This is a genomic window from Caballeronia telluris (genome assembly GCF_001544495.1).
Lineage (GTDB): Bacteria > Pseudomonadota > Gammaproteobacteria > Burkholderiales > Burkholderiaceae > Caballeronia > Caballeronia telluris.
This window is the reverse complement of record NZ_FCNZ02000003.1, coordinates 129,017-152,589: the sequence shown is the minus strand read 5'-3', so window position 1 is coordinate 152,589 and position 23,573 is coordinate 129,017. Positions and strand designations below refer to the sequence as shown.

Sequence of the window (23,573 nt, the reverse complement as noted above, 5' to 3'; positions counted from 1 at the left end):
CGCTCCGAATGCGAGCGCGTGGCGTCGCGGGCTCCGAGCGCCCATCGGGTAGCGTGGGCGTCGCCGGACGAGCCCGAAGATCGCTCGCGGAAATGTAAAAAGATGTTCGCCGACTATAGCATGGCCACCTGCGTGGCGGCCTGTCTCCAGGCCGCGACTGCCTCGTCGATCGGCGTCAGTCCCGGCACGTGCTCCACGCCTTCCGGCAGCTTGCGGCGCAACACGGGACTGCTGCCGCCGACCCAAATGCCGACCTCCGCCGGCAACAGGTTGCGCAACTCGGCGAGCCCGCTCGTCACAGCCTGGGCCGGCATCGACGCGGTGAACGACAGCGCGACGATATCGAGCTTGTGCGCATTCACGGCATCGACGATGTCGTGCAGCGGCGTCTGCGTTCCGAGTCCCATGCATTCGCATTCGCAGAGCGAAAAGATCGCCTCAGCCATCAGGATGCCGAGGCCGTGGCTCTCGCCGGTGAGCGTGGTGAGCAGCATGCGCGGCCGGCCGCCGCGCCCGCGCAGCGCGTCGGAGAGCGGCCGCAGCAGCGTGCGCAGCGTCACCTGCATCGCCTCGCTGAACAGGTGCTCGTGATAGACCTGGAGCGTGCCCGCCGCCCACGCGTTGCCGACCCGCGCCGACAGCGGCGCCGCGATGTCGAGCACGAAACGTTCGAGGCCTCCGCGAGTCGCGCGTTTGAGCAGTTCGAAGCGGAAGTCGTCGTAGGCGCCGTCGCGCAGCATGCGGACCAGCCGGTCGAGTTCCACGTCCGGCGCATCCTGGCCGACGCCCGAGTCCTGCGCGAGTTGCTGCAGCATCTCGATCGACTGAACGAGCACCTTGCTCGGCCGGTGCCCCGCGTCGAGCAGCCGCTTGACGAGCCGCAGCTTCGTCACCTGTTCCTGCGGGTAGAGGCGTTCGCCACCCGGCGAGCGCATCGGGCGCGGGAAGCCGTAACGCCGTTCCCAGACACGCAGCGTGTCCTTCGTCAGCCCGATTTCATGCGCGATCGCCCCGATCCCGATGCCCGCGCGCGGCACGACCGCCTCATTCGCGTTGTCGCCGTGCGTCGGCTCTCGTCCCGAGTCGATTTCTGGTACGTTTGTCATGGACAAAATATTCCAGTCGATGAAGTTGCACGGTTGCAGTCTGCACTTAAATCCTTATCGCGAAAGGCCCGCAACGCCAGATCCGTGCTCCCATGATAGACGATTTTTAAAAATCATCATGGACAAACATCGGTCGTTTGTCCACCTGCATCCGCGTCGACGCCCGCTGCGTAAGTCGAGAGGCCACGGCCCGAAGCAGGCGGCCGGCGGCCTCGGGCGACGCGCACCGTTCGAACCACGGAGTTGCCGTGCGAGTTGCTGTCATCGGAGGCGGAATTTTGGGACTGTCGTGCGCGTGGCGGCTCGCGCAAAGCGATGCCGCGATCGAAACGACGCTCTTCTAGGCCGACGAAACCATCGGCGGCCAGGCGAATATCGTGGACATCACGCTCGACGGCATCGCGCGTGCCGTGGACACCGGCTTTCTTGTGTTCAACGCGAACACGTATCCGATCTCGTCGCGCTCTTCGAGGAACGCGGCGGGCACGCTCGCGCTGCAACGCGACGGCAATGCGCCCGCCGAGCCGCTCGGGCGCTTTTGCACAGACGGACGCGCATCGCGAGAGCTGGCCTCGCCGGACGGGTCGACTTGCGCCTCGCGGACTATCGCGACACCCACGGCCAGTTCGATGCGATCGCGTCGATCGAAGTGTTCGAAGCCGTCGGCGAGCGCTACTGGCTCGCTAATTTCTAGCGTCTCGCGCGCAACCTGAAGCGCGTGAACGCCGTGCGCGAACAGCAGTTGCCGGTCCATTCACTTGTGGGATGTTTATCTGTGCTACCGCACGGCGGCGTTCGCGCATGCGACCGACGTGATCCCGTTCACGCTCATGCACGCGTGACGCTTCAGTCGCCGGAAGACTCGCCGTCGACGGAACGCGCGGCGAACGCCCGGCACGCGCGCCGCAGCATGTGCAGGTCGCGCCGGTAATTGCGGCAGCCGCTGCATGTAATCAGATGCAGACGAAGCTGGTTGCGCTCGTGAAGGGACGTGCGGCGGTCCATGTCGTTCGACATCAATTGCGTCGCTTCCTTGCAGGTCAGCATCAGGCACCTTTCTCGTCGAACCATCGATTCTGCAGGCAGAGCCGCAACGCCATCTTCGCGCGGTGCAGGATCACGCCGCAATTCGTCTTCGTGATGGCGAGCTCGACGCACACGTCGTCCACCGACACGTCGAGAAACTCTCGCATCATGAAGACGCGCGCCGTCGCGGGCGGGAGATTCGTCAGGCAGAGCTCGAACACGGTCCAGAACTGGGTCTGCGCGAGCGTCGCCTCCGGGTCGCCCCACGCCGACGGACGTTCGTTCTTCTTCCAGTGATCGTGCTCGTCGAAGAGCGCGTCGAACGTATCCGCCGGTATCTCTTCGTCGTAAGTCGGGGTCGAAAGATTACGCGCTCGTAAGCGAAACGTATCGACTATCTTGTTCTTGAGGATCGCGAACACCCACGTGCTGAACTGCGCCTGACCGCGAAACTCGCCGACGCGCGCCATCGACGCGAGCATCGCTTCCTGAACGGCGTCCTCCGCCTCCGTGCGATCGCGCAGTTGCAGCACGGCAAAGCGCAGCAGCCGCTCGCGCAGCCGCGCGAGATCGGGGTGAAACCGGGACGACGGGAATTCGCTCATGGATGGGAAAGGCAGCTTACAGAATTCGAAAATGCCGCGCCGGCGGCCCGAATCGGGTCGGGTCGCGGGGGTTGATACGTCGCGGTTCGCCGGCAGCGAAAAACTTGTCCGACGATGTAATACGCCACGCCGCGTGACGACTAATCCTCAAAGAACCGTCCTGCAGGGCAAATCGCAGAACGACGCACAGCTTAAAGGAAATCAAAATGACCACACAACACTCGCACGCAGCCATTCCCGGCGGCTCGCCCGCACGCGCCGCCGTCATTGCCCCGGTCTGGCTGCGCATCTCGCACTGGCTCAACGCCGTCGCCGTCATCCTGATGATTCTTTCGGGCTGGCGCATCTACAACGCATCGCCGATATTCAAAAACTTCACTATTCCCAAGGACATCACGCTCGGCGGCTGGCTCGGCGGCGCGCTGCAATGGCACTTCGCCGCGATGTGGCTGCTGTTCTTCAACGGCCTCTTCTACCTCGCGATGAGCCTCGCCACCGGCCGCCTGTTTCGCAAGCTGCTGCCGGTGTCGCCGGGCGCGATCTTGCGCGACCTGCGGCTCGCGCTGACGGGCCACCTCGCCCACGACGACCTCGCCCGCTACAACGCGGTGCAGAAGTTCGCCTATCTCTTCGCGATCGTCGATCTCATCGTGCTCGTGCTGTCGGGTCTCGTCATCTGGAAGTCGGTGCAGTTTCCGCATCTGCGCGATTTGATGGGCGGTTACGACAACGCGCGCATCGTGCACTTCGTCGCGATGTCGCTCCTGGTGGCGTTCATCGTCGTGCATGTGGCGATGGTCGCGCTCGTGCCGCGCTCGCTCCTCACGATGATCCGCGGCCGCTGACGGCTCGCACCTTTAAAAAGCTGGAGAACGTAAGATGACATCCCCCAAACCTCGCCGCAAAGAGACGACGATCGCGCCCGGTATCGACCGCGAGTCGCTCTTGATCGACGCGCGTCGCGAACTCGACATGCCCGCGCGACGCCTCTTCGGCAAGCAACTGGTTTCGCTCGGCGGCCTCGCGATGCTCACCGGCTGCAGCATCTCCGACAACAAGTCGGTCGAGACCTTCCTCTCGCGCGTCTCGCGCCTGAACGACGGCGTGCAGGCGTGGCTTTACGACCCGAACCGCCTCGCGCCGACCTACACGCACGCCGAACTCACGCGGCCGTTTCCATTCAACGCGTTCTACGGCGTGGAAGACGCGCCCGAAGTCGATGGCGAAGACTTTCGCCTGAAAGTGAGCGGGCTCGTGGCGGACAAGCGCGCATGGTCGCTGCCCGAACTGTACGCGCTGCCGCACGCGGAGCAGATCACGCGGCACATCTGCGTGGAAGGATGGAGCGCCATCGGACGATGGGGCGGCACGCCGTTTTCCGAGTTCCTGAAACGCGTCGGCGCCGACACGAGCGCGAAATACATCGGCTTCAAATGCGCCGACGACTATTACGAAAGCATCGACATGGCGACCGCGCTGCATCCGCAGACGCTGCTCACATTCACCTACGACGGCGAAACGCTGCCCACGAAATACGGATTCCCGATGAAGCTGCGCATGCCGACCAAGCTCGGCTACAAGAATCCGAAGCACGTCATGGAGATCTTCGTCACCAATACGTTTCCTGGCGGCTACTGGGTCGATCAGGGATACAACTGGTTCGGCGGTTCGTGACTGGCGAGACGCACACTTCAATTCACCCTGGCTCGTACACGAATCAGCGGGCCGCAGCTTCGCGCGCGCCCCTTCACTCGGACTTCTTGCGCGGCGCGGCCTTCTTTGCGGGCGCCTTTTTCGCTGCGGCATCGGCATCGGCATCGGCATCGGCCGCGCCGGACGGTGCGTCCGGACTCTCGTCCTTCTCCTCCGATGCCGCCGAAGCCGCCGAAGCCGCCGCCGGACTCGCCGACGCATTGCCGGCCGCCGGCGTCACGGCTTGTGCCGCCTGCGCGGCCTGCGCCATCGCGATGCCCGCAAGCTGATTGAATTGCGTCTGCAGCAGGTTCCACCATCCCGAAGGATCGAACGCCGTTTCGCTCGCGCCTTCGCCCTCCGGCTTCTCGTCTTTCGACGCTTCGGGCGCGGGCGCCGGCTTCGGCGCTTCGGTCTTCGTGGTCGCGCCTGTCATCGGCCAGCCGGATGCCTTCGGCCGCTCGGCGGGCGCCGGCGTCTGCGACTTCTCCACCGAAGACTGCGCATACGCGCCGAACGCGCGCAGCGTCGCGAGCGTGGCGCGCTGCACTTCGAGCGCCTGAATCGCCGATTGCAGCATGTTCAGATTGAGCTTGAGCCATTGCTCGATGGCGCGCATGTCGGTCACGCGCTTGTCGAGTTCTTCGATGTTCGAGAGCGGCGCGAGCATGTCGGACATCATCGAGAGCGACGGCCCGACGCCCTGCGCGCCGCCCGGCATCGCAGCGGCCGTGAAGGGATTCAGACGCATCAGCTCCCACATCTTTCCCATCATGTCGGTCTGTGAAAAGCCGGGAATGCCGGAAAAGGCGCCAAAGGGCGGCGTGCCGCCGGATGTATCGGTCATGCGAATCTCCTTCGATAAGCGATGCGGCGCGCGAGAGGTGTCACGCCGCGCATCGCGCAATGATCCCGTTGAAGTTCAGAACGGCGAGCCGCCGGGGAAATCGGGCGCACGCCGCTCGCGCAGCGAGCGCATGCCTTCCTGCACGTCGGGCCCGGAAAAGCCCATGAATTCGAGCGCGAGCGATGCGTCGAACGTCGGGCCCGCCGAGCGCAGCCAGTTGTTCAGCGCGTACTTGGTCCAGCGGATCGCGGTCTGCGAGCCGGCGGCGAGCCGGTTCGCCACTTCGATCGCCTTCGGCATCAGTTCGCTCTCGTCCACCGCGAGCGAGACGAGGCCGATGCGCTCCGCCTCCTCGCCGCTCACGGGCTCGCACAGCAGCAGGTAATACTTCGCCTTCGCCATGCCGCACAAAAGCGGCCACACGATCGCCGCGTGATCGCCCGCCGCGACGCCGAGCCGCGTATGACCGTCGATGATGCGCGCCGTCTTCGTGGCGATCGAGATGTCGGCGAGCAATCCCGCGACCAGCCCCGCGCCGACCGCCGGCCCGTGCATCGCAGAGACGATCGGCTTGCTGCAGTTGATCACGTTATAGACGAGATCGCGCGCCTCGCGCCAGACGCGCGTGCGCACGTCGAAGTCGGAGGCCATCGCCTCGACGAGATCGAGATCGCCGCCCGCCGAGAAGCCTTTGCCCTCGCCGCGGATCAGCGCGACGCGGGTATCCGGATCGCGGTCGATGTCGCGCCAGATGTCCGCGAGTTCGCGGTGCATGTTGGCGTCGGCGGTGGCGAGGCCGCTCTTGTTCGTGCCCGCGCCGCTCATCACGACTTCGAGCACGCCCTGCGGATGGCGCCGCAACTTCAGCGACGTGTACTGCGCGTAAAAAGAGAGGTCATCGCTCATGGCGCTTCCTTGGAAAGAGGCGGTCAACGCGGCTGATACACCCACTTGCCGTCGCTGATCTCGACCATCACGCGCGCGCGCTGATCGAGCCCGATGTGATCGGTCGCCGACATGTTCACGAGGCCGTTGGTATCGGCGAAATTCTTCGTGCCTTCGAGCGCGTCGCGCAGCGCGCGGCGAAACTCCGGCGTGCCGGGCGCGCCTGCCTTCATCGCGAGCGGCATCGCGCGTTCGAGCAGCATGCCCGCGTCCCACGCGTAGGAGCCGAACGCCGACACCGAGCCCGCCCCGTGCTGCGCCTCGTACAGCTTGATGTACGCGAGCGCGAGGCGCTTCGCCGGATGATCGTCGGGCAACTGCGACGCGACGAGCACCGGGCTCGTCGGCAGGAAGGTGCCGTTGCAGTCGGCGCCGCACACGCGCAGGAAGTCGCGGTTGCCGGTGCCGTGGTTATGGTAGATCTTGCCCTTGTAGCCGCGCATCACGAGCGTTTTCGGCGGCAGCGCCGCGGGCGTGCCCGCCGCGCCGACGACGACCGCATCCGGCTTCGCCGCGAGAATCTTGAGGATCTGCCCGGTTACGCTCGGATCGGTGCGGTTGAAGCGCTCGTTCGCGACCATCGCGATCTTGTGCAGTTGCGCGAACTTCGCGACTTCGACGTAGAAGGTCTCGCCGAGCGCGTCGGCCTGGCCGATGTACGCCATCGTCTTCACGCCGTGGTTGCTCGCGTGCTCGGCGATGGCGGACGCCATCATCGCGTCCGTCTGCGGCGTCTTGAAGACCCAGTGACGCTTGGCGTCGACGGGCTCGATGATCTTCGACGACGACGCCAGAGAAATCATCGGCGTCTCGCCTTCGGCCACGACGTCGATCATCGCGAGTGAATTCGGCGTGATCGACGAGCCGATGATCGCGTCGACGTGGTCTTCGGAAATCAGCTTCTTCGTGGTCTGCACGGCCTGCGTGGTGTCGGACGCATCGTCGAGCACGATGTAGTCGACAGGACGCCCGCCCATTTCCTTCGGCAAGAGCGCGGCCGTCTCGCGCGCGGGAATGCCGAGCGACGCGGCCGGGCCCGTCAGCGAGAGCACCAGCCCGATTTTCACATGCGGCGTCTGCGCGAAGGCGCCCGCCGACATCGCCATCGATACACCGACCATCCACCGCTTCAAATCTGTTCGCCAACGCTGCATCTCGAAGTCTCCGTTATTTTTGTCGTGCATTCCCGAACCGCCGGGCAAGTGTAAGGCGCCCGGCAGGCGGGGCGCATCGGGCGAAACCCGTTGCGCCCCGCGGCCACGCTCACTCGTGCAGGGCCACGACCGCCTGGTCGATCGCGCCGAAGATCGACTTGCCCGCTTCGTCGAACATTTCGATCTTCACGCTGTCGCCGAACTGCATGAACTCGGTCTGCGGCGCGCCGTGCTCGATGGTTTCGAGGCACCGCTTCTCCGCGATACAGCAATAGCCGCGCTTCGCGTCCTTGTTCGAGATCGTGCCTGAGCCGACGATCGACCCCGCGCGCACGTTGCGCGTTTTCGCCACATGCGCGATCAGCTGGCCGAAGTGGAACACCATGTCGGTGCCGCAATCGGGCTGGCCGACCTTCTTGCCGTTCCAGTGCACGGTCATCGGGCGATGCACGCGGCCTTCGCGCCACGCGTCGCCGAGCTCGTCGGGCGTCACGGCGACCGGCGAGAACGCCGTCGCCGGCTTGCTCTGGAAGAAGCCGAAGCCCTTCGCCAGTTCGGCGGGAATTAGGTTGCGCAACGAAACATCGTTGACGAGCATCAAAAGGCGCACATGCCTGAGCGCTTCGTCGGGTTTCGCGGTCATCGGCACGTCGCTCGTGATGACGGCGACTTCCGCCTCGAAGTCGATGCCGAACGCTTCCGACGCGCACACGATGTCGTCCGTCGGGCCGATGAAGTCGTCGCTGCCGCCCTGGTACATCAGCGGATCGGTCCAGAACTCGGGCGGCATCTCGGCGCCGCGCGCGCGGCGCACGAGTTCGACGTGATTCACGTAAGCGGAGCCGTCGGCCCACTGGAACGCGCGCGGCAGCGGCGCCATGCACGACTTCGCGTCGAACGAGAACGCGTTGCGCGCGCGGCCCTGATTGAGCGCTTCGTAGAGATCGAGCAGTTGCGGCGCGTAGAAGGTCCAGTCGTCGAGCGCGCGTTGCAGCGTGCCGACGATCGCATCCGCGATCGCCGCTGTGCGCAGGTCGCGGGACACGACGATCAGTTGACCGTCGCGCGTGCCGTCCTTCAGCGTGGCAAGTTTCATAGGTGACTTGTTGGTGTGGGATGACGATGAGGGAAATCTATTTTACGATGGTGAATCCGGGGCGGGGCACGCCGCTCGCTCGCCAAATCCCTATGTCCTCCAAATTCCCCCAGCCCGCCGACGAAACCGACGACCCGTCCGACACCACCGACACCGCCGACGCCACCGAAGCCGGCGAGGAAAAGGCGCGTTCCGGCATTCAGTCGATCGAAGTCGGCTTCCGGCTGCTCGACGTCCTGACCCATGAACCGCGCGCGATGATGTTGCGCGATCTCGCGCAGCGCGCGGGCATGAGCCCGGCGAAGGCGCATCGTTATCTCGTGAGTTTCCAGCGGCTCGGGCTCGCATCGCAGGACCCGGTGTCGGGGCGCTACGAACTCGGCGGCTTCGCGTTGCAGATGGGACTTGCGCGGCTCGCGCGCGTCGATGGCGTGAAGCTCGCGCGCATCGCGCTCTCCGAACTGCGCGACAGGCTCGATCAGACCGTCGGCATCGCGGTGTGGGGCAATCAGGGGCCGACCGTCGTTCACTGGATGGAATCGAGCTATCCGGCGAAGGCGTCGCTGAAACTCGGCGACGTGATGCCGCTGCTTTCGTCGGCGACCGGGCTGCTGTTCGCCGCGTATCTGCCGCGCAGCAAGACCGAGGCGCTGCTCGAGCGCGAACTCGCGGCGACCCGCAAGACGATGGCGGACATCGAACCGCTGCTCGCCGGCGTGCGCGAACACGGGGCGGCCCGCATCGAAGGCATGCTGCTGCCGACGATCCACGCGTTCTGCACGCCCGTCTTCGATTCGAACGGCGATCTCGCGCTGGGGCTGATCGCGCTCGGACACGAAGGCGCGTTCGATACGCGCTGGGGCGGAGAAATCGATTCCGCGCTGCGGGCATGCGCGGCGGAACTGTCCTATCAACTGGGTTATTGCGCAGAGGAACGCTGAGCGCAAGCGCCCCTTACACGAGGTCACGTCACGCGATGCGAAAGCGCGGAACATCGCTTTCGCGGGGCGTGTCATAACCGTTTGCCCTTTTCATCGCGTTCTGCACGCGTTCGCCACGTACACGAAGCTCGTTCCGATGCCGCTTTTCCCCTTACGTCGCCCGCGTCCCGCCGACGGCGAGCCGCAGAGCGGCGCTCCCCGCCCGCCCGATTCCCGACCGCCCCGCCGCTGGGGCCGCTGGGCGCTGGTGCTGCTCGCGGTCGTCGCGTTGCACTGGAGTGCGGCGCGCTGGGTCGGGCGCAATGGCAACGCGTCGAACCCGCCGCCCGCCGAAGACGTGCCCGTGCAGGTCGCGCTGCTTACGCCGAAGCCGGTCGAACAGGCGCCGCCGCCCGCCGCCCCGCCTGCCGCGCCGAAACCGGCGCCGACGCCCGCCGCGCCGCAGCCGAAACCTGCCGCCCCCGTACTGAGCGTCGCGCGCGACGACGCGAATGCGCAGCCCGCCGCGCCGCCTGGCGCAGGCAGCGCAGCGGCGGCCTCGCAGGCATCGGCTGCAAACGCGGCTGCAAACGCGAAACCGGCGCCCCCCGTCTCCGGCGACAAATTCGACGTCCCGCCAACGGGCGAGCTGCGCTACGACACGCTCGTCAACGGCGTGATGAACCAGACCGGCACGATCCACTGGATCAACGACGGCCAGCGCTACGAGATGGTCGTCTCGATCCCGATTCCGTTCGTCGGCCCCTACGTCTATTCTAGCCACGGTCATCTCGACGGCTTCGGCATCGCGCCCGAGCAGTATTCCGAGCAGCGCGGCCGCCGCGCCGCCGACGTGACCGTTTTCAATCGCGAATCGAAACAGCTTGTCTACACGCGCACGCCGGCGAGTCAGCCGCTCGCCGATGGCGCGCAGGACCGCTTCAGCGTCTTTATGCAACTCGCGAGCCTCGTGCGCGGCGCGCCCGACAAATACAAGCCGGGCGTAACGCGCCAGTTCAGCGTCGCGGATAACGACAGCAACGAGGTCTGGTCGTTCGAAACCGTCGGCGATGAAACCGTGCAGGCCCGCGGCGGCGCGATGAGCGCGCGCCATTTCACGCGGCTGCCGCGCCGCGAGGGCGATCGCCGACGCATCGACGTGTGGCTCGCGCCGTCGCTCGGCTGGCTGCCGGCGCGCATCGTGCAAACCGAGCCGAACGGCCTGCAGATGGAACTGCTATGGCGCGGCAAGCTGCAACCGCCCGCCGCACCGGCGCGCGATGCCGTCGAAACGGGCGGCCCGGGCACGCCCGATGCGTCAGACGAATCCGCGCCCGCCGCGTTACAGTCCGAGAAACCCTGACGGCGATCGGAGCAGGAAGTCGGACGGGCGCCATCCGCAACCGCATTTTTACGGAGCCAACATGCAGGTGACGATCAACGGTATCGACACGCGTTATGTGCTGAGCAACGAAGGCGGCGGCCCCTGGCTGACCTTCATCCACCAGTTGGCGGGCGACCTGTCCGTGTGGGACCAGCAGGCTGGCTATTTCCGCAACGATTTCACCGTGCTGCGTTACGACCTGCGCGGCCACGGCGAGACGGCGCTATCGCTCGGTGCATTCAGCATCGAACAGCTTGCCGACGACCTCGCCGAACTGTTGCACAAGCTCGGCGCACCGAGCACGCACGTCGTGGGTTTGTCGATCGGCGGCATGGTCGCGCAGCAGTTCGCGGTCGACCATGCGTCGCTCGTCGATAGTCTGACCGTCGTCGGCGCGCCCGCCTTCACGCCCGAGGACGCGCGTCCCACTTTTGGGCAGCGTGCGGCATCCGTGCGCGAAAACGGCACAGAGAATATCGTGGAAGCCACCCTCGACCGATGGCTGACCGCCGATTTCCGCAAGCGGCATCCCGAAGTGGTGGAACAGATTCGCGACACCATCCTGCGCACGCCACCCGAGGGCTTCGCACGCGCCGCCGAGGCCATCCGCGATTTCGATGTACGTGAAAAGCTCCGTTCGGTGGCGAAGCCCACACTCGTCGTGGCCGGAAAACACGATACGGGCACGCCGAATGCTGCCTCCAGACTGATCGCCGACACCGTGCCGGGTGCACTTTTTGAAACACTCGACGCGGCGCATCTGTCCCCGATCGAGTGCTCCACGCAATTTACCGCCCTCCTTGCAACATTTTTGCGCAGTTCTGTCTAAAAGAAAGCCTCGATGGGCTTCTGGCAACACGTCGAGGCCACCCCTTGAATTCCAACCCAAGCGCTCCATGTATGCTGCAGGAATGCCAGGAGCAATCAGGAATAAGGAGTGTCGCCATGCAAATGATCTACAACAGCCCTAACTATTGTGTTGTGGAGTTCCCGCCGCAGGACAACCATCTGGCGATGAAAGCCGGCGGATACGAAATCGTCGACAAGAACACACAGCGCGAAATCTTCATCGATGGCGCGCTGGCGGCCAAGTTTCGCGAACATGTCCAGAAGTTGATCGAAGAAGAACCGTCGCTCGAAGATGTCGACGAATTCCTGGGTCAGTTCGACGTTCTGATGAACCAGCCGGTGATCCTTCACTGACGCGGCCAATCGGTCAAAGAGTGCGGCGCCCAGAGCCGCATCGCCCCATAGGTGACACCCCACGAAGCCCCGGCGCGCAATGCGCCGGGGCTTTTGCCTGATGGGTGCGCCTTGGCCCGCGAGCCTCTCGCGGCGGCGGCGGCCGCGCGGCCGTCCGGCTACAATGACACGCTAACTTCTTACCTGGTGCGAGCCTTGCCGTCATGAACGAGACCGCCAATTCGACTGCCACGGCCGCTCCGGCCGCCGCCCGGGCGCCTGCCCGCCGCGAATACACGCGCGGCGCGACGCTGCCCGCGCTGTTGCAACAGCGCATCCTCATCCTCGACGGCGCGATGGGCACGATGATCCAGCGCTACAAGCTCGACGAGGCAGCCTATCGCGGCGAGCGCTTCAAGGACTACGCGCGCGACATCAAGGGCAACAACGAATTGCTGTCGATCACGCAGCCGCAAATCATTCGCGAGATCCACGATCAATATCTCGCGGCCGGCGCCGATATCGTCGAAACGAATACCTTCGGCGCGACGCGCGTGGCCCAGGCCGACTACGGCATGGAAGAACTTGCCGTCGAGATGAATCGCGAATCGGTGAAGGTCGCGCGTGAGGCGTGCGACAAATATTCGACGCCGGACAAGCCGCGCTTCGTCGCGGGAGCGATCGGCCCGACGCCGAAGACCGCGAGCATCTCGCCCGACGTGAACGATCCGGGCGCGCGCAACGTGACCTTCGACGAGTTGCGCGACGCCTACTACGAGCAGGCGAAGGCGCTGCTCGATGCGGGCTGCGACCTCTTTCTGGTCGAGACGATCTTCGACACGCTGAACGCGAAGGCCGCGCTTTTCGCGCTGGACCAGTTGTTCGAAGATACCGGCGAACTGCTGCCGATCATGATTTCGGGCACGGTCACGGACGCGTCCGGACGGATTCTGTCGGGGCAGACGGTCGAGGCGTTCTGGAATTCGCTGCGTCACGCGCGGCCCCTGACGTTCGGCCTGAACTGCGCGCTCGGCGCGGCGCTGATGCGCCCGTACATCGCGGAACTGGCGAAGCTCTGCGATACCTATGTGTCGTGCTATCCCAACGCGGGCCTGCCGAATCCAATGAGCGATACGGGCTTCGACGAAACGCCCGATGTGACGTCGAGTCTGCTGAAGGAGTTCGCCGAGGCGGGGCTCGTGAATCTCGCGGGCGGCTGCTGCGGGACGACGCCGGAGCATATTGCGGAGATCGCGAAGGCGCTCGCCGATGTGAAGCCGCGCCAATGGCCGTCGCATTATCGCGACGCAGCCTGATCGAAGCACAGCGCGCGGCCCGATAACGACAATCAACCTGCACAGCACACCATGACCGATCACACGATGCGCCTTTCCGGACTCGAACCGTTCAACGTCACCGACGGCTCTCTCTTCATCAACGTCGGTGAGCGCACCAACGTGACCGGATCGAAGGCCTTCGCGCGCATGATCCTCAACGGCCAGTTCGACGAGGCACTCGCCGTCGCGCGCCAGCAGGTCGAGAACGGCGCGCAGGTCATCGACATCAACATGGACGAAGCGATGCTCGATTCGAAAGCGGCGATGGTCCGCTTCCTGAATCTGATCGCGTCCGAGCCCGACATCGCGCGCGTGCCGATCATGATCGACTCGTCGAAGTTCGAGGTGATCGAGGCTGGCCTCAAGTGCGTGCAGGGCAAGGCGATCGTCAACTCGATCTCGCTCAAGGAAGGCGAAGAGCCGTTCCGCCATCACGCGACGCTGATTCGTCGTTATGGCGCGGCGGCCGTCGTGATGGCCTTCGACGAACAGGGCCAGGCCGACACCTTCAAGCGCAAGACCGAAATCTGCAAGCGCTCGTATGACTTCCTCGTGAACGAAGTGGGCTTTCCGCCCGAGGACATCATCTTCGATCCGAACATCTTCGCGATCGCAACCGGCATCGAAGAACACAACAACTACGCCGTCGATTTCATCAACGCGACGCGCTGGATCAAGCAGAACCTGCCGTATGCGAAGGTGAGCGGCGGCGTGTCGAACGTGTCGTTCTCGTTTCGCGGCAACGATCCGGTGCGCGAGGCGATCCACACCGTGTTCCTGTATCACGCGATCCAGGCCGGCATGGACATGGGCATCGTCAACGCCGGGCAGCTGGGCGTCTATCAGGATCTCGATGCGGAACTGCGCGAGCGTGTCGAGGACGTGGTGCTGAACCGTCGCGAGGACGGCACCGACCGCCTGCTCGAAAGCGCCGACCGGTTCAAGACCGGCGCCGCGAAGAAGGAAGAGAACCTCGAATGGCGCAACCAGCCGGTCGAGGCGCGCCTCGCGCATGCGCTCGTGCACGGCATCACGAATTTCATCGTCGACGATACGGAAGAAGTGCGCGCGAAGATCGAAAAAGCGGGCGGCCGTCCGATCAACGTGATCGAAGGACCGCTGATGGACGGCATGAACATCGTCGGCGACCTGTTCGGCGCGGGCAAGATGTTCCTGCCGCAAGTCGTGAAGTCGGCGCGCGTGATGAAGCAGGCGGTCGCGCACCTGATTCCGTACATCGAGGAAGAGAAAAAGCGCATGGCCGATGCCGGCGCCGACGTGCGCCCGAAAGGCAAGATCGTGATCGCGACCGTGAAGGGCGACGTGCACGACATCGGCAAGAACATCGTGTCGGTGGTGCTCCAGTGCAACAACTTCGAAGTGGTCAACATGGGCGTGATGGTGCCCTGCGCGACCATCCTCCAGAAGGCGAAGGAAGAAGGCGCGGACATCATCGGACTGTCAGGGCTCATCACGCCGAGTCTCGAAGAAATGGCCTACGTCGCGTCCGAAATGCAGCGCGACGACTACTTCCGCGGCAAGCAGACGCCGCTTCTGATCGGCGGCGCGACCACTTCGCGCGTGCACACGGCCGTCAAGATCGCGCCACATTACGACGGGCCGGTGGTCTACGTGCCGGACGCGTCGCGTTCCGTTTCGGTGGCGTCGAGCCTCTTGTCGGACGAAGGCGCGGCGAAGTATCTCGACGACCTGAAGACCGACTACGACCGCATCCGCACGCAGCACGCGAACAGGAAGGCGCAGCCGATGGTGACCTACGCCGAGGCGCGCGCGAACAAGACGAAGATAGACTGGGCAAGCTACACGCCGAAGAAGCCGACCTTCATCGGCCGGCGCGTCTTCAGGAACTACGATCTGGCGGAGCTTGCGAACTACATCGACTGGGCGCCGTTCTTCCAGACCTGGGATCTGGCGGGCCCGTATCCGGCGATCCTGAACGACGAGATCGTCGGCGAATCGGCGCGGCGCGTGTTCTCCGATGGCAAGTCGATGCTCTCGCGCATCATCCAGGGCCGCTGGCTGACGGCGAACGGCGTCATTTCGCTCTTGCCCGCCAACACCGTGAACGACGACGACATCGAAATCTACACGGACGAATCGCGCACGAAGGTCGCGCTGACATGGCGCAACCTGCGCCAGCAGAGCGTGCGGCCGGTGGTCGACGGCGTGATGCGCGCGAACCGCTCGCTTGCCGACTTCATCGCGCCGAAGGAATCGGGCGTGGCGGACTACATCGGCCTGTTCGCGGTGACGGCGGGCCTCGGCGTCGACAAGAAGGAACAGCAGTTCGAAGCCGATCACGACGACTACAGCGCGATCATGCTGAAGGCGCTGGCCGATCGCTTCGCCGAGGCGTTCGCCGAAGCGCTGCACGCGCGCGTGCGCCGCGAACTGTGGGGCTACGCGGCGGGCGAAACGTTCGACAACGCGGCGCTGATCGCGGAGAAATACCGCGGCATCCGCCCGGCGCCGGGTTATCCGGCCTGTCCGGATCACCTCGTCAAGAAGGACATGTTCGAGGTGCTGCAAGCAGGCGAGATCGGCATGAGCGTCACGGAATCGCTCGCGATGCTGCCGGCCGCGAGCGTGTCGGGCTTCTATCTGGCGCATCCGGACAGCACGTACTTTTCGGTCGGCAAGATCGGCGGCGACCAGGTGGAAAGTTTCGCGCAACGCATGGCGCTGTCGAAGACGGACGCCGAGCGCGCGCTCGCGCCGCTGCTCTGAAAACGCGCGATTAAACGCCTTACGAACATACGCGCCGCGTGATACGGAAAAACAACGCGCGGCGCGGCCAGAACTTTTTTATTTCCGTAGACTTGGCGTTGCGAATGTCCGTCATGGCGACGGTCACGCATATCTTTGTCACGGAGAATGCCGCATGAAGAAGCTGACGCCCGTTTTGGCCGTTGCCGCAGCCATCCTGTTCACATCCGGCTCCGCTGCGTTCGCGCAGCCGGCGAGCAGCGTGTCGTCGTACTCCCCGCCGATCACCGAACACAAGAAGAAGCCGAAAAAACCCAAGGCGAAGAAAGGCGCGAGCGCGCCCGCGGCGGATACCAACGGTCAGACGCAGTAACGCAGAACACCGGGCATTGCGATTCCCCGTCACGCAGGAAGCACGCAGCAAGCAGTAAGAAAAAACCCGCATCGTCGCCGATGCGGGTTTTTTTGTCCGCGCTGCCCGGACGGCCGGGCAGTATTCAGCGCTTCCTTAATCCGCCGCGCGCGGCGCCGCGTGTCAGACGCCCCACAGAATGTCGGTGTTGGCTTTCTGCGCGAGGCGCAGCATGTCGAGAAACGGATAGGCGCGCTGCGCGAGGCCGATCGGGATTTCATGCGGCTCGTGGCCTTCCTCGCCTTCGTGAAAATGTCCGTCGTGCTCGGCACGTTCCTTCTTGTCGACGACCACGGCGACTTCCAGCTTCTGGATCGCGGCGGGCAACTCGTCATGAGTGATGACCCCGCGCTCGCTCAAATGTTTGCCGATGATGCCGAGCAGATATTCCGCCAGGTTTTCGAGCATCATCACGTCGGGCGCAGCACTGGTTTTGAAAGTGATCAGCATGGCAAGGTCCTTTTCCTTATGTTTGGGTTGTTAGCGAAACGCGTCGGCGGTGTATCGGACGCATGCGCCGCGAAGCGTGGGTTTCCCCGACTGTTTCCCTGAGTGTTTCCCCGACAGCGACCCTGATTCGACATATTAGCACCTGCTAAAATCCGGTTTCGACATCCGGGGCAATCGGAATCGTTGCAACGAGCGGAGCGCGCGAAGCCGCCGCATCCACGTCCGCCTGCCCGGGTTGGGTCGCGCTCTTTGCCGGCGCGCGGGCTGAAACATAGCGCGCCCGCGCCGGCCACATCACACTGGACCCGGTCCACTGGATCACACTCAGCATGCTGCCCGCACACAAACACACCCTCGAAACGCTCCTCGCCGACGCGGTCAAGCAAGTCGCGCTCGCCAGAGAAGGCGCATCCGAAGCCGCGTTCGTCGAACCGGCCATCGTCCTCGAACGCCCGAAAGTCGCCGCGCATGGCGACGTCGCCAGCAACGTCGCCATGCAACTCGCCAAGCCGCTGCGCGCCAATCCGCGCCAGCTCGCGCAGCAGATCGTCGATGCCGTGCTCGCCAGTCCGGCCGCGCCGGGCCTCGTCGAAAGCGCCGAAGTCGCCGGTCCGGGCTTTATCAACCTGCGTCTCGCTCCCGCCGCGAAGCAAGCCGTGGTCCCGGCGGTGCTCGCCGAGGGCGCGGCCTACGGGCGCTCGTCGCGCGAGGAAGGCAAGCGCGTTTTGGTCGAATTCGTGTCGGCGAATCCGACCGGGCCGCTGCACGTCGGCCACGGCCGTCAGGCGACGCTCGGCGACGCGCTCTCGAATCTGCTCGAAACGCAGGGCTACGCGGTCCATCGCGAGTTCTACTACAACGACGCCGGCGTGCAGATCAACAACCTCGCGATCTCGACGCAGGCGCGCGCGCGCGGCCTGAAACCCGGCGACGCGCTCTGGCCGGAAGCGGCCTACAACGGCGAGTACATCGCCGACATCGCGCGTGACTATCTGGCAGGCGCGACCGTCGCGGCGAAGGACGGCGAGCCGGTGAAAGGCCGCGGCGACGTCGACGATCTGGACGCGATCCGCGTGTTCGCGGTCGCCTACCTGCGCCACGAACAGGACATGGACCTGACCGCGTTCGGCGTGAAGTTCGACCAGTTCTATCTGGAGTCGTCGCTGTACAAGGAAGGCCGCGTCGAGGCGACGGTGAACGCGCTGATCGCCGCCGGCAAGACCTACGAGCAGGACGGCGCGCTCTGGCTGCGCACCACCGACGACGGCGACGACAAGGACCGCGTGATGCGCAAGTCCGACGGCACGTACACCTACTTCGTGCCGGACGTCGCGTATCACCGCGCGAAGTGGGAGCGCGGCTTCACGAAGGTCATCAACGTGCAGGGCTCGGACCATCACGGCACGATCGCGCGGGTGCGCGCGGGCTTGCAGGGCCTGGGCATCGGCATTCCGAAGGACTATCCCGACTACGTGCTGCACAAGATGGTCACCGTGATGCGCGACGGCCAGGAAGTGAAGATCTCGAAGCGCGCGGGCAGCTACGTGACCGTGCGCGACCTGATCGAATGGTCCGGCGGCATGGCGCCGGGCAGCGAGACCGCGCCCGACCAGCTCGACGAGGAAACGATCCGGCGCGGCCGCGACGCGGTCCGCTTCTTCCTGATCTCGCGCAAGGCGGACACGGAGTTCGTGTTCGACATCGACCTCGCGCTGAAGCAGAACGACGAAAATCCGGTGTATTACGTGCAGTACGCCCACGCGCGCATCAGCACGATCCTTTCCGACTGGCAGTCGCGCTACCACGGCGAGCTCGCGCAGGCGGCGCACGCGGACCTCGCGCCGCTCGACAGCGAACGCGCGATGGCTTTGCTCAACAAGCTCGCCGAATATCCGGACATGCTCGCGCACGCGGCGGAAGAACTCGCGCCGCACGCGGTCGCGTTCTATCTGCGCGATCTCGCTGGCGAATTCCACTCGTTCTACAATGCGGAGCGCGTTCTCGTCGATGAAGAGGCGCCGCGCAATGCGCGCATCGCGTTGCTCGCGGCGACGCGCCAGGTGCTCGCGAACGGCCTGGCGACGATCGGCGTGTCCGCTCCCGCCAAGATGTAAATGCATTAAACGACACCCCGGTGCATCGGCTTCGTCGCTCGTCGCGCAATTCGGAATTTTCGGCGCGCTCGGGCGGCGATGTCGTGCGCGGGTCCGCTTCGGGCCGCCGTTATAATCGTCGGCCAATCAGAAGACTTTTTGCAGGTGATTCATACGATGGCAAAACCACGCCGCACGTCGAAGCAGTCGAAGCAAACCGGGGGCACCTTTCTGGGCATCGTGCTGGGCTTGATTGTCGGTCTGGCGATCGCAGTCATCGTCGCGCTCTACATCACGCGCGCGCCCACGCCGTTCGTCGCGAAGGTCGCGCCGCCGGCCGAATCGGGCTCCGCGCCCGCCGCCGGCCAGCCCTACGACCCGAACCGCCCGCTGCAAGGCAAGACGCCCGGACAACCCGTTCCGCAAGCCGCGCAGCCTTCACCGCCGAACACCGCGCCGGGCCAGACCAACAACCAGACGCAGTCGTCGGGCATGCTGGAAGAACCCCAGATCGTCGAAGTGCCGCCGTCCGGCAATGGCGCTGCCGTCGCGCCGAAGCCGAACGCGCCGTCCGCGCAAGGCTCGGGCGTGCCCGCGCAGGGCTCGGGCGCCGTCGCCACCAAGAAACCGGCGAGCGCGCCGACCGCCACCAGCACGGCGAGCGCGTCGGGTGCCAAGAGCACGTCGGGCGCCTCGACGGCGAAGGCCGCCCCGCCCGCGCCCGGCGACGCGAACACCGGCTACTTCCTGCAAGTGGGCGCGTACAAGACCCAGGCCGACGCCGAGCAGCAGCGCGCGCGGCTCGGCTTCCAGGGCTTCGAATCGAAGGTCACGGAACGCGATGCGGGCGGTGTCACGTACTATCGCGTGCGCATCGGTCCGTTCACGAAGTTCGAGGACATGAACAACGTGCGTCAGCGTCTGTCCGATGCCGGCGTCGATACCGCGGTGATCCGTTTCTCGAAGCAGTGAGCGTCACGCGCCGCGCCTTTGATCGCTTCAGAGGCGCGGACTCGAATCACCGCTTGAGCGTGGCTTAAGTGTGGCTTAAGCGTCCTGTGTCCCACTTACGCCTCGTTCGATCCCTTTACGTCTCTCACGCACCTTCTCCCGTCATCATGAAAAAACTGTTCAGCGCGCTTCTCGTCTCCCTCGGTATCGCAGTCGGCGCGATGGGCGCCATGAACACGGCGCACGCATCGCCGGCCGCGCCGGTCGCGGGCACGGACTACACCGTGCTGCCGGGCGCCCAGCCGGTCGATGCCGCCGGCAAGGTCGAAGTCATCGAGTTCTTCTGGTACGGCTGCCCGCACTGCAACGAGTTCGAGCCGTATCTCGAAGCATGGGAAAAGAAGCAAGGCCCGGACGTCGTATTCAAGCGCGTGCCGGTCGCCTTTCGCGACGAGTTCATTCCGCACTCGAAGATGTACCACGCGCTCGTCGCGCTCGGCGTCGCGGAAAAGGTCACGTCGGCGGTCTTCAACGAAATCCACGTGAAGAAGAACTATCTGCTGACGCCGCAGGCTCAGGCCGATTTCCTCGCGACGCAAGGCGTCGACAAGAAGAAGTACATGGACGCGTACAACTCGTTCTCGACGCAGAGCGCGATCCAGCGCGACACGAAGCTGCTGCAGGACTACAAGATCGACGGCGTGCCGACCCTCATCGTGCAGGGCAAGTACGTCACCGGACCGTCGCAGACCAACAGCCTGCCCGGCACGACGCAGGTGCTCGATTACCTGATCGGCCAGATTCGCGCGAAGAAGATGTGACGGACCGCGCGCCGGTATGAACGCAGTCCGACTGAAGGTCTTCATCACCGGCGCGTCGAGCGGCATCGGCCTCGCGCTCGCCGAGGAATATGTCCGGCGCGGGGCCGCGCTCGGCCTCGTCGCCCGCCGCGCCGAATCGCTTGCGGCGTTCGCCGCGCGCTTTCCCGATTCCCCCATTTCCCTCTATTGCGCCGACGTCCGCGACGCCGACGCGCTCGCCGACGCCGCCGCTCGCTTCGTCGCTGAACACGGGCCGGCCGATGTCGTGATCGCGAACGCCGGCATCAGCCGCGGCGCACTGACGGGCCACGGCGACCTGCAGACGTTCCGCGACGTGATGGACGTGAATTACTACGGCATGGTCGCGACGTTCGAGCCATTCGTCGCCGCGATGACGGCCGCGCGGCGCGGCACGCTGGTCGGCATCGCAAGCGTCGCGGGCGTGCGCGGCCTGCCGGGTTCGGGTGCCTACAGCGCGTCGAAGTCGGCGGCGGCGAAGTATCTGGAAGCGCTGCGTGTGGAGATGCGGCCACAGGGCGTCGCCGTCGTCACGATTGCGCCTGGCTACGTGCGCTCGGAGATGACCGCGCGCAATCCCTATCCGATGCCCTTCCTGATGGACGCCGACGCATTTGCCGCGAAGACCGCCGACGCCATCGCGCGCCGTGTCCGCTACGCGACGTTTCCGTGGCAGATGCGCGTCGCGGGCGTGCTGCTGCATGTGCTGCCGCGCTGGGTCTACGACCTCGTCTTCGAGCGCGCGCCGCGCAAGCCGCGCGGCGGCCACGACTGACCGAACCGGACCGGCAGCGCGCGAATGAAAAAAGGCCCCGCGAGATGCTCGCGGGGCCTTGTCGTTTCCTTGTCGTTTCAACTCACGCCGACGTGCGTGTCAGAACGCCACGTAAGGCGAACTGCTCGGCTGGTCGAAGCCGACGTACACGTGGCGGCCGTAGAAGAACGGCAGCCCGAAGTCGAAGAAGCTCGAGTCGCCGAAGTTGCCGGCCAGCGTGCTGAACGCGAACTTCGAGCCGCCCGACGTCAGCGTTCGCTGGTTGATCACCTTGAAGTCCACGGTCGCCGTCGTGCCGTCGATGCCGCGAATCGCGTTCGAGAGCGACTGCACCGACGACGGACAGTAGAACGTCGTCGACGAGCACGCCGTGATCGAACTGTCAGCGAAGAAGGTGCCGTTCGATCCGGTGTCGAAGAACGTCGTCACCGAATTGTTCTTGTAGGTGCCGCTCAGGTTGCCGAAGCCGTCGGTGCCGAACTTGGTCACGCCGGTCAGCGTGTTGTTGCTCTGCGTGCCGATGCCGAACACGAGCGTTCCGCTCGCGGACGCGGCGCCGTTGTCGTCGATCGGCGGCAACTGCACGATCACGCCGTTGTTGTCGGTAGCGAAGCGCGTGACCGGGTTGACGACCTGCTGCGCGAGCGGCGTGGCCGTCGCCGTGCAGTTCGTGCCGCCCGGGCACGAGTAGTACGTGCTTTGCGCCGCGTCCAGGCATCTCACGCCGCAGTCGTACGTCGCGTTGCCCACGCCGAGAATGCCGTTCGCGCCGATGTCGCCGGTGGTGCGCTCGTCGTTGCCGCTCACGCAACTGCTCGATGGCACGGTCGACGGATCGAGGTCGCCGATCACCTGCACCGGAATGTTCGATGCCGTCTCGCCGCCGATCTTCACGTCGGCCGAGCGCACGGTGCCCCACGTGTAGCCGTCCGCGAACTGCGTGCATTGGGCGAGCTGGCCGCCTGCCTGCGCGGTGGCGACCGGCAGGCTGCCGAGCACCTGCGACGCCGCGCCGCTCACGATGCGCAATCCATACGAGCCGGTGTCGAGCTGGATGTTGTCGATGGTCTGGCACTGGCTCGTGCCGGGCGCGCAAACCGTCACCGACACGTTCGGGATGTTCACGAAGTTCGCCGCCCCCTTGTTGACGGTGATCGGGACCGCGTTGCTGCCATTCGCCGCGATCGGCTGGCTGGTGCCCGATCCGGACGAGCCGCCACCGGAGCCGCTGCCGCCGGAACTGCTGCTCGAATTGTCGTTGCCTCCACCGCAGGCGGCGAGCGCGGTCGCGAACATCGCGACGGACAGCCAGCAGAGCGCGCGCTGGAAGAATCGGGAAGGTGAATCGTTGCTGATGGGCGTCGGACGCATGTGAGTTTCTCCCGTCCGTTACTGAATGTCGCTGCCGCTGACGCCGGCGGGCAGCTTCTCGGGCAGATACGCCTGTCCGGCGAACGAGCCCATGTGGCCGCCCGAACGAACGACAAGCCCCGAATCCTGCACGCTAACGGGCCCGCGGCTTCCGCGCTCGGCGCGTTGCGCCTTCAGGCCTTGCAGGTACTGCGGGAAATAGCTGCCGAGCAGGCCCGGAAGGTCGGGAATGCGCTCGCCGTGCCACGCGACGCCGAACACGGCGCCATCGGTCGACACGTACTCGTTCACGACGGTGCCGTTGGCGAGCGTGGTCGAGCGGACGGAATACGAGGCGCCGGACGCCGCGGACGCGGACGTCCCGCTCGCCGACGATGCGCCCGGCACGACCGCCGCCTTGGCGATGGCGCGGTCCGCGGTGGCGCCGTTCGGCGTGGTCATCGGTGCGCCGCCCAGTACGGCGTGGGCCGGGGCCGCGGCAAATGCGGCGACCAGACTGGCGATCAAAGGCAACACGGCACGCGAAATCGTGCGCCGCGCCGGGGCCGGCACGGCGTCGCCTTTGTCGAATTGAATCGGTGACTTCACTACTCCTCCTGCGTTCGACGTCCGACCGTTTAAAGCCGTCGAGCGGCTCAAACGATCGTTGCAAAGGTCGGCC

Annotated in this window: 26 protein-coding genes and 1 pseudogene; 16 read left to right on the top strand and 11 right to left on the bottom strand. The window is 65.4% G+C overall.

Annotated elements, in window-relative coordinates; translation table 11 throughout:
• Positions 1 to 113: 113 nt before the first annotated feature.
• Positions 114 to 1,106, bottom strand: coding sequence for a MerR family transcriptional regulator (locus tag AWB66_RS05345; protein ID WP_087629229.1), 993 nt, complete (start codon positions 1,104 to 1,106; stop codon positions 114 to 116).
• A 248-nt stretch (positions 1,107 to 1,354) separates the two neighbouring features.
• On the opposite strand from AWB66_RS05345, the gene AWB66_RS35075 reads away from it, so the two are divergent.
• Positions 1,355 to 1,450: an FAD-dependent oxidoreductase gene (locus AWB66_RS35075; RefSeq protein WP_159462880.1), complete on the top strand. Its 96-nt coding sequence runs from the start codon at positions 1,355 to 1,357 to the stop codon at positions 1,448 to 1,450.
• On the opposite strand, the gene AWB66_RS33980 is transcribed toward AWB66_RS35075, so the two are convergent.
• Positions 1,447 to 1,650, bottom strand: coding sequence for a hypothetical protein (locus AWB66_RS33980; RefSeq protein ID WP_087629228.1), 204 nt, complete (start codon positions 1,648 to 1,650; stop codon positions 1,447 to 1,449). The two genes, AWB66_RS35075 and AWB66_RS33980, sit on opposite strands and share 4 nt — an antisense overlap.
• Between AWB66_RS33980 and AWB66_RS33975 the strand changes: the two genes are divergently transcribed.
• Positions 1,645 to 1,800, top strand: a complete 156-nt coding sequence (locus AWB66_RS33975; RefSeq protein WP_200818932.1) for an SAM-dependent methyltransferase — start codon at positions 1,645 to 1,647, stop codon at positions 1,798 to 1,800. The two genes, AWB66_RS33980 and AWB66_RS33975, sit on opposite strands and share 6 nt — an antisense overlap.
• Before the next feature lie 152 nt (positions 1,801 to 1,952).
• On the opposite strand, the gene AWB66_RS05335 is transcribed toward AWB66_RS33975, so the two are convergent.
• Both AWB66_RS05335 and AWB66_RS05330 read right to left on the bottom strand, forming a co-directional pair.
• A complete protein-coding gene (locus tag AWB66_RS05335; RefSeq protein WP_087629227.1) occupies positions 1,953 to 2,153 on the bottom strand; it encodes a zf-HC2 domain-containing protein in 201 nt (66 codons plus the stop codon).
• On the bottom strand, positions 2,153 to 2,737 hold the full coding sequence (locus tag AWB66_RS05330) for a sigma-70 family RNA polymerase sigma factor (protein WP_087629226.1): 585 nt from the start codon (positions 2,735 to 2,737) through the stop codon (positions 2,153 to 2,155). Before AWB66_RS05330 ends, AWB66_RS05335 begins: the two co-directional genes overlap by 1 nt.
• 206 nt (positions 2,738 to 2,943) lie before the next feature.
• Between AWB66_RS05330 and AWB66_RS05325 the strand changes: the two genes are divergently transcribed.
• Entirely contained in the window at positions 2,944 to 3,582 is a 639-nt protein-coding gene (locus tag AWB66_RS05325; protein WP_087629225.1) for a cytochrome b/b6 domain-containing protein, read from the top strand.
• A gap of 34 nt (positions 3,583 to 3,616) precedes the next feature.
• On the top strand, positions 3,617 to 4,411 hold the full coding sequence (locus AWB66_RS05320) for a molybdopterin-dependent oxidoreductase (protein WP_087629224.1): 795 nt from the start codon (positions 3,617 to 3,619) through the stop codon (positions 4,409 to 4,411).
• 73 nt (positions 4,412 to 4,484) lie between these two features.
• Here AWB66_RS05320 and AWB66_RS05315 read toward each other — a convergent pair whose 3' ends face one another.
• From AWB66_RS05315 to AWB66_RS05300, 4 genes are all read right to left on the bottom strand, one after another.
• Positions 4,485 to 5,276 (bottom strand): PhaM family polyhydroxyalkanoate granule multifunctional regulatory protein, encoded by a 792-nt coding sequence (locus tag AWB66_RS05315; RefSeq protein WP_087629223.1) that lies wholly within the window; start codon positions 5,274 to 5,276, stop codon positions 4,485 to 4,487.
• Positions 5,277 to 5,351: 75 nt separating this feature from the next.
• Entirely contained in the window at positions 5,352 to 6,182 is an 831-nt protein-coding gene (locus tag AWB66_RS05310; RefSeq protein ID WP_087629222.1) for an enoyl-CoA hydratase/isomerase family protein, read from the bottom strand.
• 23 nt (positions 6,183 to 6,205) lie between these two features.
• Positions 6,206 to 7,342 (bottom strand): ABC transporter substrate-binding protein, encoded by a 1,137-nt coding sequence (locus tag AWB66_RS05305; protein WP_235021000.1) that lies wholly within the window; start codon positions 7,340 to 7,342, stop codon positions 6,206 to 6,208.
• A gap of 142 nt (positions 7,343 to 7,484) precedes the next feature.
• Entirely contained in the window at positions 7,485 to 8,471 is a 987-nt protein-coding gene (locus AWB66_RS05300; protein WP_087629221.1) for a fumarylacetoacetate hydrolase family protein, read from the bottom strand.
• 20 nt (positions 8,472 to 8,491) lie between these two features.
• Here AWB66_RS05300 and AWB66_RS05295 point away from each other — a divergent pair, with 20 nt between their 5' ends.
• The 7 genes and pseudogenes from AWB66_RS05295 (at position 8,492) to AWB66_RS05265 (ending at position 16,394) form a co-directional block, all read left to right on the top strand.
• Entirely contained in the window at positions 8,492 to 9,412 is a 921-nt protein-coding gene (locus tag AWB66_RS05295) for an IclR family transcriptional regulator (protein WP_200818931.1), read from the top strand.
• A gap of 136 nt (positions 9,413 to 9,548) precedes the next feature.
• The gene (locus AWB66_RS05290; protein WP_087629220.1) at positions 9,549 to 10,754 is read left to right on the top strand and encodes a DUF3108 domain-containing protein; all 1,206 of its coding nucleotides are present in this window, start codon (positions 9,549 to 9,551) and stop codon (positions 10,752 to 10,754) included.
• Between the two features lie 61 nt (positions 10,755 to 10,815).
• Positions 10,816 to 11,604 (top strand): alpha/beta fold hydrolase, encoded by a 789-nt coding sequence (locus AWB66_RS05285; RefSeq protein ID WP_087629219.1) that lies wholly within the window; start codon positions 10,816 to 10,818, stop codon positions 11,602 to 11,604.
• Between the two features lie 116 nt (positions 11,605 to 11,720).
• On the top strand, positions 11,721 to 11,978 hold the full coding sequence (locus tag AWB66_RS05280; protein ID WP_062634911.1) for a BTH_I0359 family protein: 258 nt from the start codon (positions 11,721 to 11,723) through the stop codon (positions 11,976 to 11,978).
• Positions 11,979 to 12,181: 203 nt separating this feature from the next.
• The gene (locus tag AWB66_RS05275; RefSeq protein ID WP_087629218.1) at positions 12,182 to 13,273 is read left to right on the top strand and encodes a homocysteine S-methyltransferase family protein; all 1,092 of its coding nucleotides are present in this window, start codon (positions 12,182 to 12,184) and stop codon (positions 13,271 to 13,273) included.
• Positions 13,274 to 13,294: 21 nt separating this feature from the next.
• Positions 13,295 to 16,042, top strand: a pseudogene (metH, locus tag AWB66_RS05270) (methionine synthase); the annotation flags it as partial.
• Positions 16,043 to 16,196: 154 nt separating this feature from the next.
• Positions 16,197 to 16,394: a hypothetical protein gene (locus AWB66_RS05265; protein WP_087629216.1), complete on the top strand. Its 198-nt coding sequence runs from the start codon at positions 16,197 to 16,199 to the stop codon at positions 16,392 to 16,394.
• Between the two features lie 162 nt (positions 16,395 to 16,556).
• Here the strand turns inward: AWB66_RS05265 and AWB66_RS05260 are convergent, their stop codons facing one another.
• Positions 16,557 to 16,883, bottom strand: a complete 327-nt coding sequence (locus AWB66_RS05260; RefSeq protein ID WP_087629215.1) for a DUF1840 domain-containing protein — start codon at positions 16,881 to 16,883, stop codon at positions 16,557 to 16,559.
• 329 nt (positions 16,884 to 17,212) lie between these two features.
• On the opposite strand from AWB66_RS05260, the gene argS reads away from it, so the two are divergent.
• The 4 genes from argS (at position 17,213) to AWB66_RS05240 (ending at position 21,541) form a co-directional block, all read left to right on the top strand.
• The gene (argS, locus tag AWB66_RS05255) at positions 17,213 to 18,997 is read left to right on the top strand and encodes an arginine--tRNA ligase (protein WP_087629214.1); all 1,785 of its coding nucleotides are present in this window, start codon (positions 17,213 to 17,215) and stop codon (positions 18,995 to 18,997) included.
• Positions 18,998 to 19,153: 156 nt separating this feature from the next.
• Positions 19,154 to 19,948: an SPOR domain-containing protein gene (locus tag AWB66_RS05250; RefSeq protein WP_087629412.1), complete on the top strand. Its 795-nt coding sequence runs from the start codon at positions 19,154 to 19,156 to the stop codon at positions 19,946 to 19,948.
• A gap of 146 nt (positions 19,949 to 20,094) precedes the next feature.
• The gene (locus AWB66_RS05245; RefSeq protein WP_087629213.1) at positions 20,095 to 20,748 is read left to right on the top strand and encodes a thiol:disulfide interchange protein DsbA/DsbL; all 654 of its coding nucleotides are present in this window, start codon (positions 20,095 to 20,097) and stop codon (positions 20,746 to 20,748) included.
• 16 nt (positions 20,749 to 20,764) lie between these two features.
• Positions 20,765 to 21,541 carry an SDR family oxidoreductase gene (locus AWB66_RS05240; protein ID WP_087629212.1) on the top strand — a complete coding sequence of 259 codons (777 nt, stop codon included), beginning with the start codon at positions 20,765 to 20,767 and terminating at the stop codon, positions 21,539 to 21,541.
• 99 nt (positions 21,542 to 21,640) lie between these two features.
• Here AWB66_RS05240 and AWB66_RS05235 read toward each other — a convergent pair whose 3' ends face one another.
• Positions 21,641 to 22,666 (bottom strand): DUF3443 domain-containing protein, encoded by a 1,026-nt coding sequence (locus AWB66_RS05235; RefSeq protein WP_235020999.1) that lies wholly within the window; start codon positions 22,664 to 22,666, stop codon positions 21,641 to 21,643.
• On the opposite strand from AWB66_RS05235, the gene AWB66_RS34275 reads away from it, so the two are divergent.
• Entirely contained in the window at positions 22,659 to 22,916 is a 258-nt protein-coding gene (locus AWB66_RS34275) for a hypothetical protein (protein WP_235020998.1), read from the top strand. The genes AWB66_RS05235 and AWB66_RS34275 overlap by 8 nt on opposite strands.
• A 14-nt stretch (positions 22,917 to 22,930) precedes the next feature.
• Here AWB66_RS34275 and AWB66_RS05230 read toward each other — a convergent pair whose 3' ends face one another.
• On the bottom strand, positions 22,931 to 23,500 hold the full coding sequence (locus tag AWB66_RS05230; RefSeq protein WP_407642267.1) for a DUF2844 domain-containing protein: 570 nt from the start codon (positions 23,498 to 23,500) through the stop codon (positions 22,931 to 22,933).
• Positions 23,501 to 23,573: the final 73 nt, after the last annotated feature.

Bases quoted from the DNA above. Each gene is read 5' to 3' on its own strand.
- AWB66_RS05345 (WP_087629229.1), bottom strand. From the start codon at position 1,106: ATGACAAACGTACCAGAAATCGACTCGGGACGAGAGCCGACGCACGGC.
- AWB66_RS05335 (WP_087629227.1), bottom strand. From the start codon at position 2,153: ATGCTGACCTGCAAGGAAGCGACGCAATTGATGTCGAACGACATGGAC.
- AWB66_RS05330 (WP_087629226.1), bottom strand. From the start codon at position 2,737: ATGAGCGAATTCCCGTCGTCCCGGTTTCACCCCGATCTCGCGCGGCTG.
- AWB66_RS05325 (WP_087629225.1), top strand. From the start codon at position 2,944: ATGACCACACAACACTCGCACGCAGCCATTCCCGGCGGCTCGCCCGCA.
- AWB66_RS05320 (WP_087629224.1), top strand. From the start codon at position 3,617: ATGACATCCCCCAAACCTCGCCGCAAAGAGACGACGATCGCGCCCGGT.
- AWB66_RS05315 (WP_087629223.1), bottom strand. From the start codon at position 5,276: ATGACCGATACATCCGGCGGCACGCCGCCCTTTGGCGCCTTTTCCGGC.
- AWB66_RS05310 (WP_087629222.1), bottom strand. From the start codon at position 6,182: ATGAGCGATGACCTCTCTTTTTACGCGCAGTACACGTCGCTGAAGTTG.
- AWB66_RS05305 (WP_235021000.1), bottom strand. From the start codon at position 7,342: ATGGTCGGTGTATCGATGGCGATGTCGGCGGGCGCCTTCGCGCAGACG.
- AWB66_RS05300 (WP_087629221.1), bottom strand. From the start codon at position 8,471: ATGAAACTTGCCACGCTGAAGGACGGCACGCGCGACGGTCAACTGATC.
- AWB66_RS05295 (WP_200818931.1), top strand. From the start codon at position 8,492: ATGACGATGAGGGAAATCTATTTTACGATGGTGAATCCGGGGCGGGGC.
- AWB66_RS05290 (WP_087629220.1), top strand. From the start codon at position 9,549: ATGCCGCTTTTCCCCTTACGTCGCCCGCGTCCCGCCGACGGCGAGCCG.
- AWB66_RS05285 (WP_087629219.1), top strand. From the start codon at position 10,816: ATGCAGGTGACGATCAACGGTATCGACACGCGTTATGTGCTGAGCAAC.
- AWB66_RS05280 (WP_062634911.1), top strand. From the start codon at position 11,721: ATGCAAATGATCTACAACAGCCCTAACTATTGTGTTGTGGAGTTCCCG.
- AWB66_RS05275 (WP_087629218.1), top strand. From the start codon at position 12,182: ATGAACGAGACCGCCAATTCGACTGCCACGGCCGCTCCGGCCGCCGCC.
- AWB66_RS05265 (WP_087629216.1), top strand. From the start codon at position 16,197: ATGAAGAAGCTGACGCCCGTTTTGGCCGTTGCCGCAGCCATCCTGTTC.
- AWB66_RS05260 (WP_087629215.1), bottom strand. From the start codon at position 16,883: ATGCTGATCACTTTCAAAACCAGTGCTGCGCCCGACGTGATGATGCTC.
- argS (WP_087629214.1), top strand. From the start codon at position 17,213: ATGCTGCCCGCACACAAACACACCCTCGAAACGCTCCTCGCCGACGCG.
- AWB66_RS05250 (WP_087629412.1), top strand. From the start codon at position 19,154: ATGGCAAAACCACGCCGCACGTCGAAGCAGTCGAAGCAAACCGGGGGC.
- AWB66_RS05245 (WP_087629213.1), top strand. From the start codon at position 20,095: ATGAAAAAACTGTTCAGCGCGCTTCTCGTCTCCCTCGGTATCGCAGTC.
- AWB66_RS05240 (WP_087629212.1), top strand. From the start codon at position 20,765: ATGAACGCAGTCCGACTGAAGGTCTTCATCACCGGCGCGTCGAGCGGC.
- AWB66_RS34275 (WP_235020998.1), top strand. From the start codon at position 22,659: ATGTTCACGAAGTTCGCCGCCCCCTTGTTGACGGTGATCGGGACCGCG.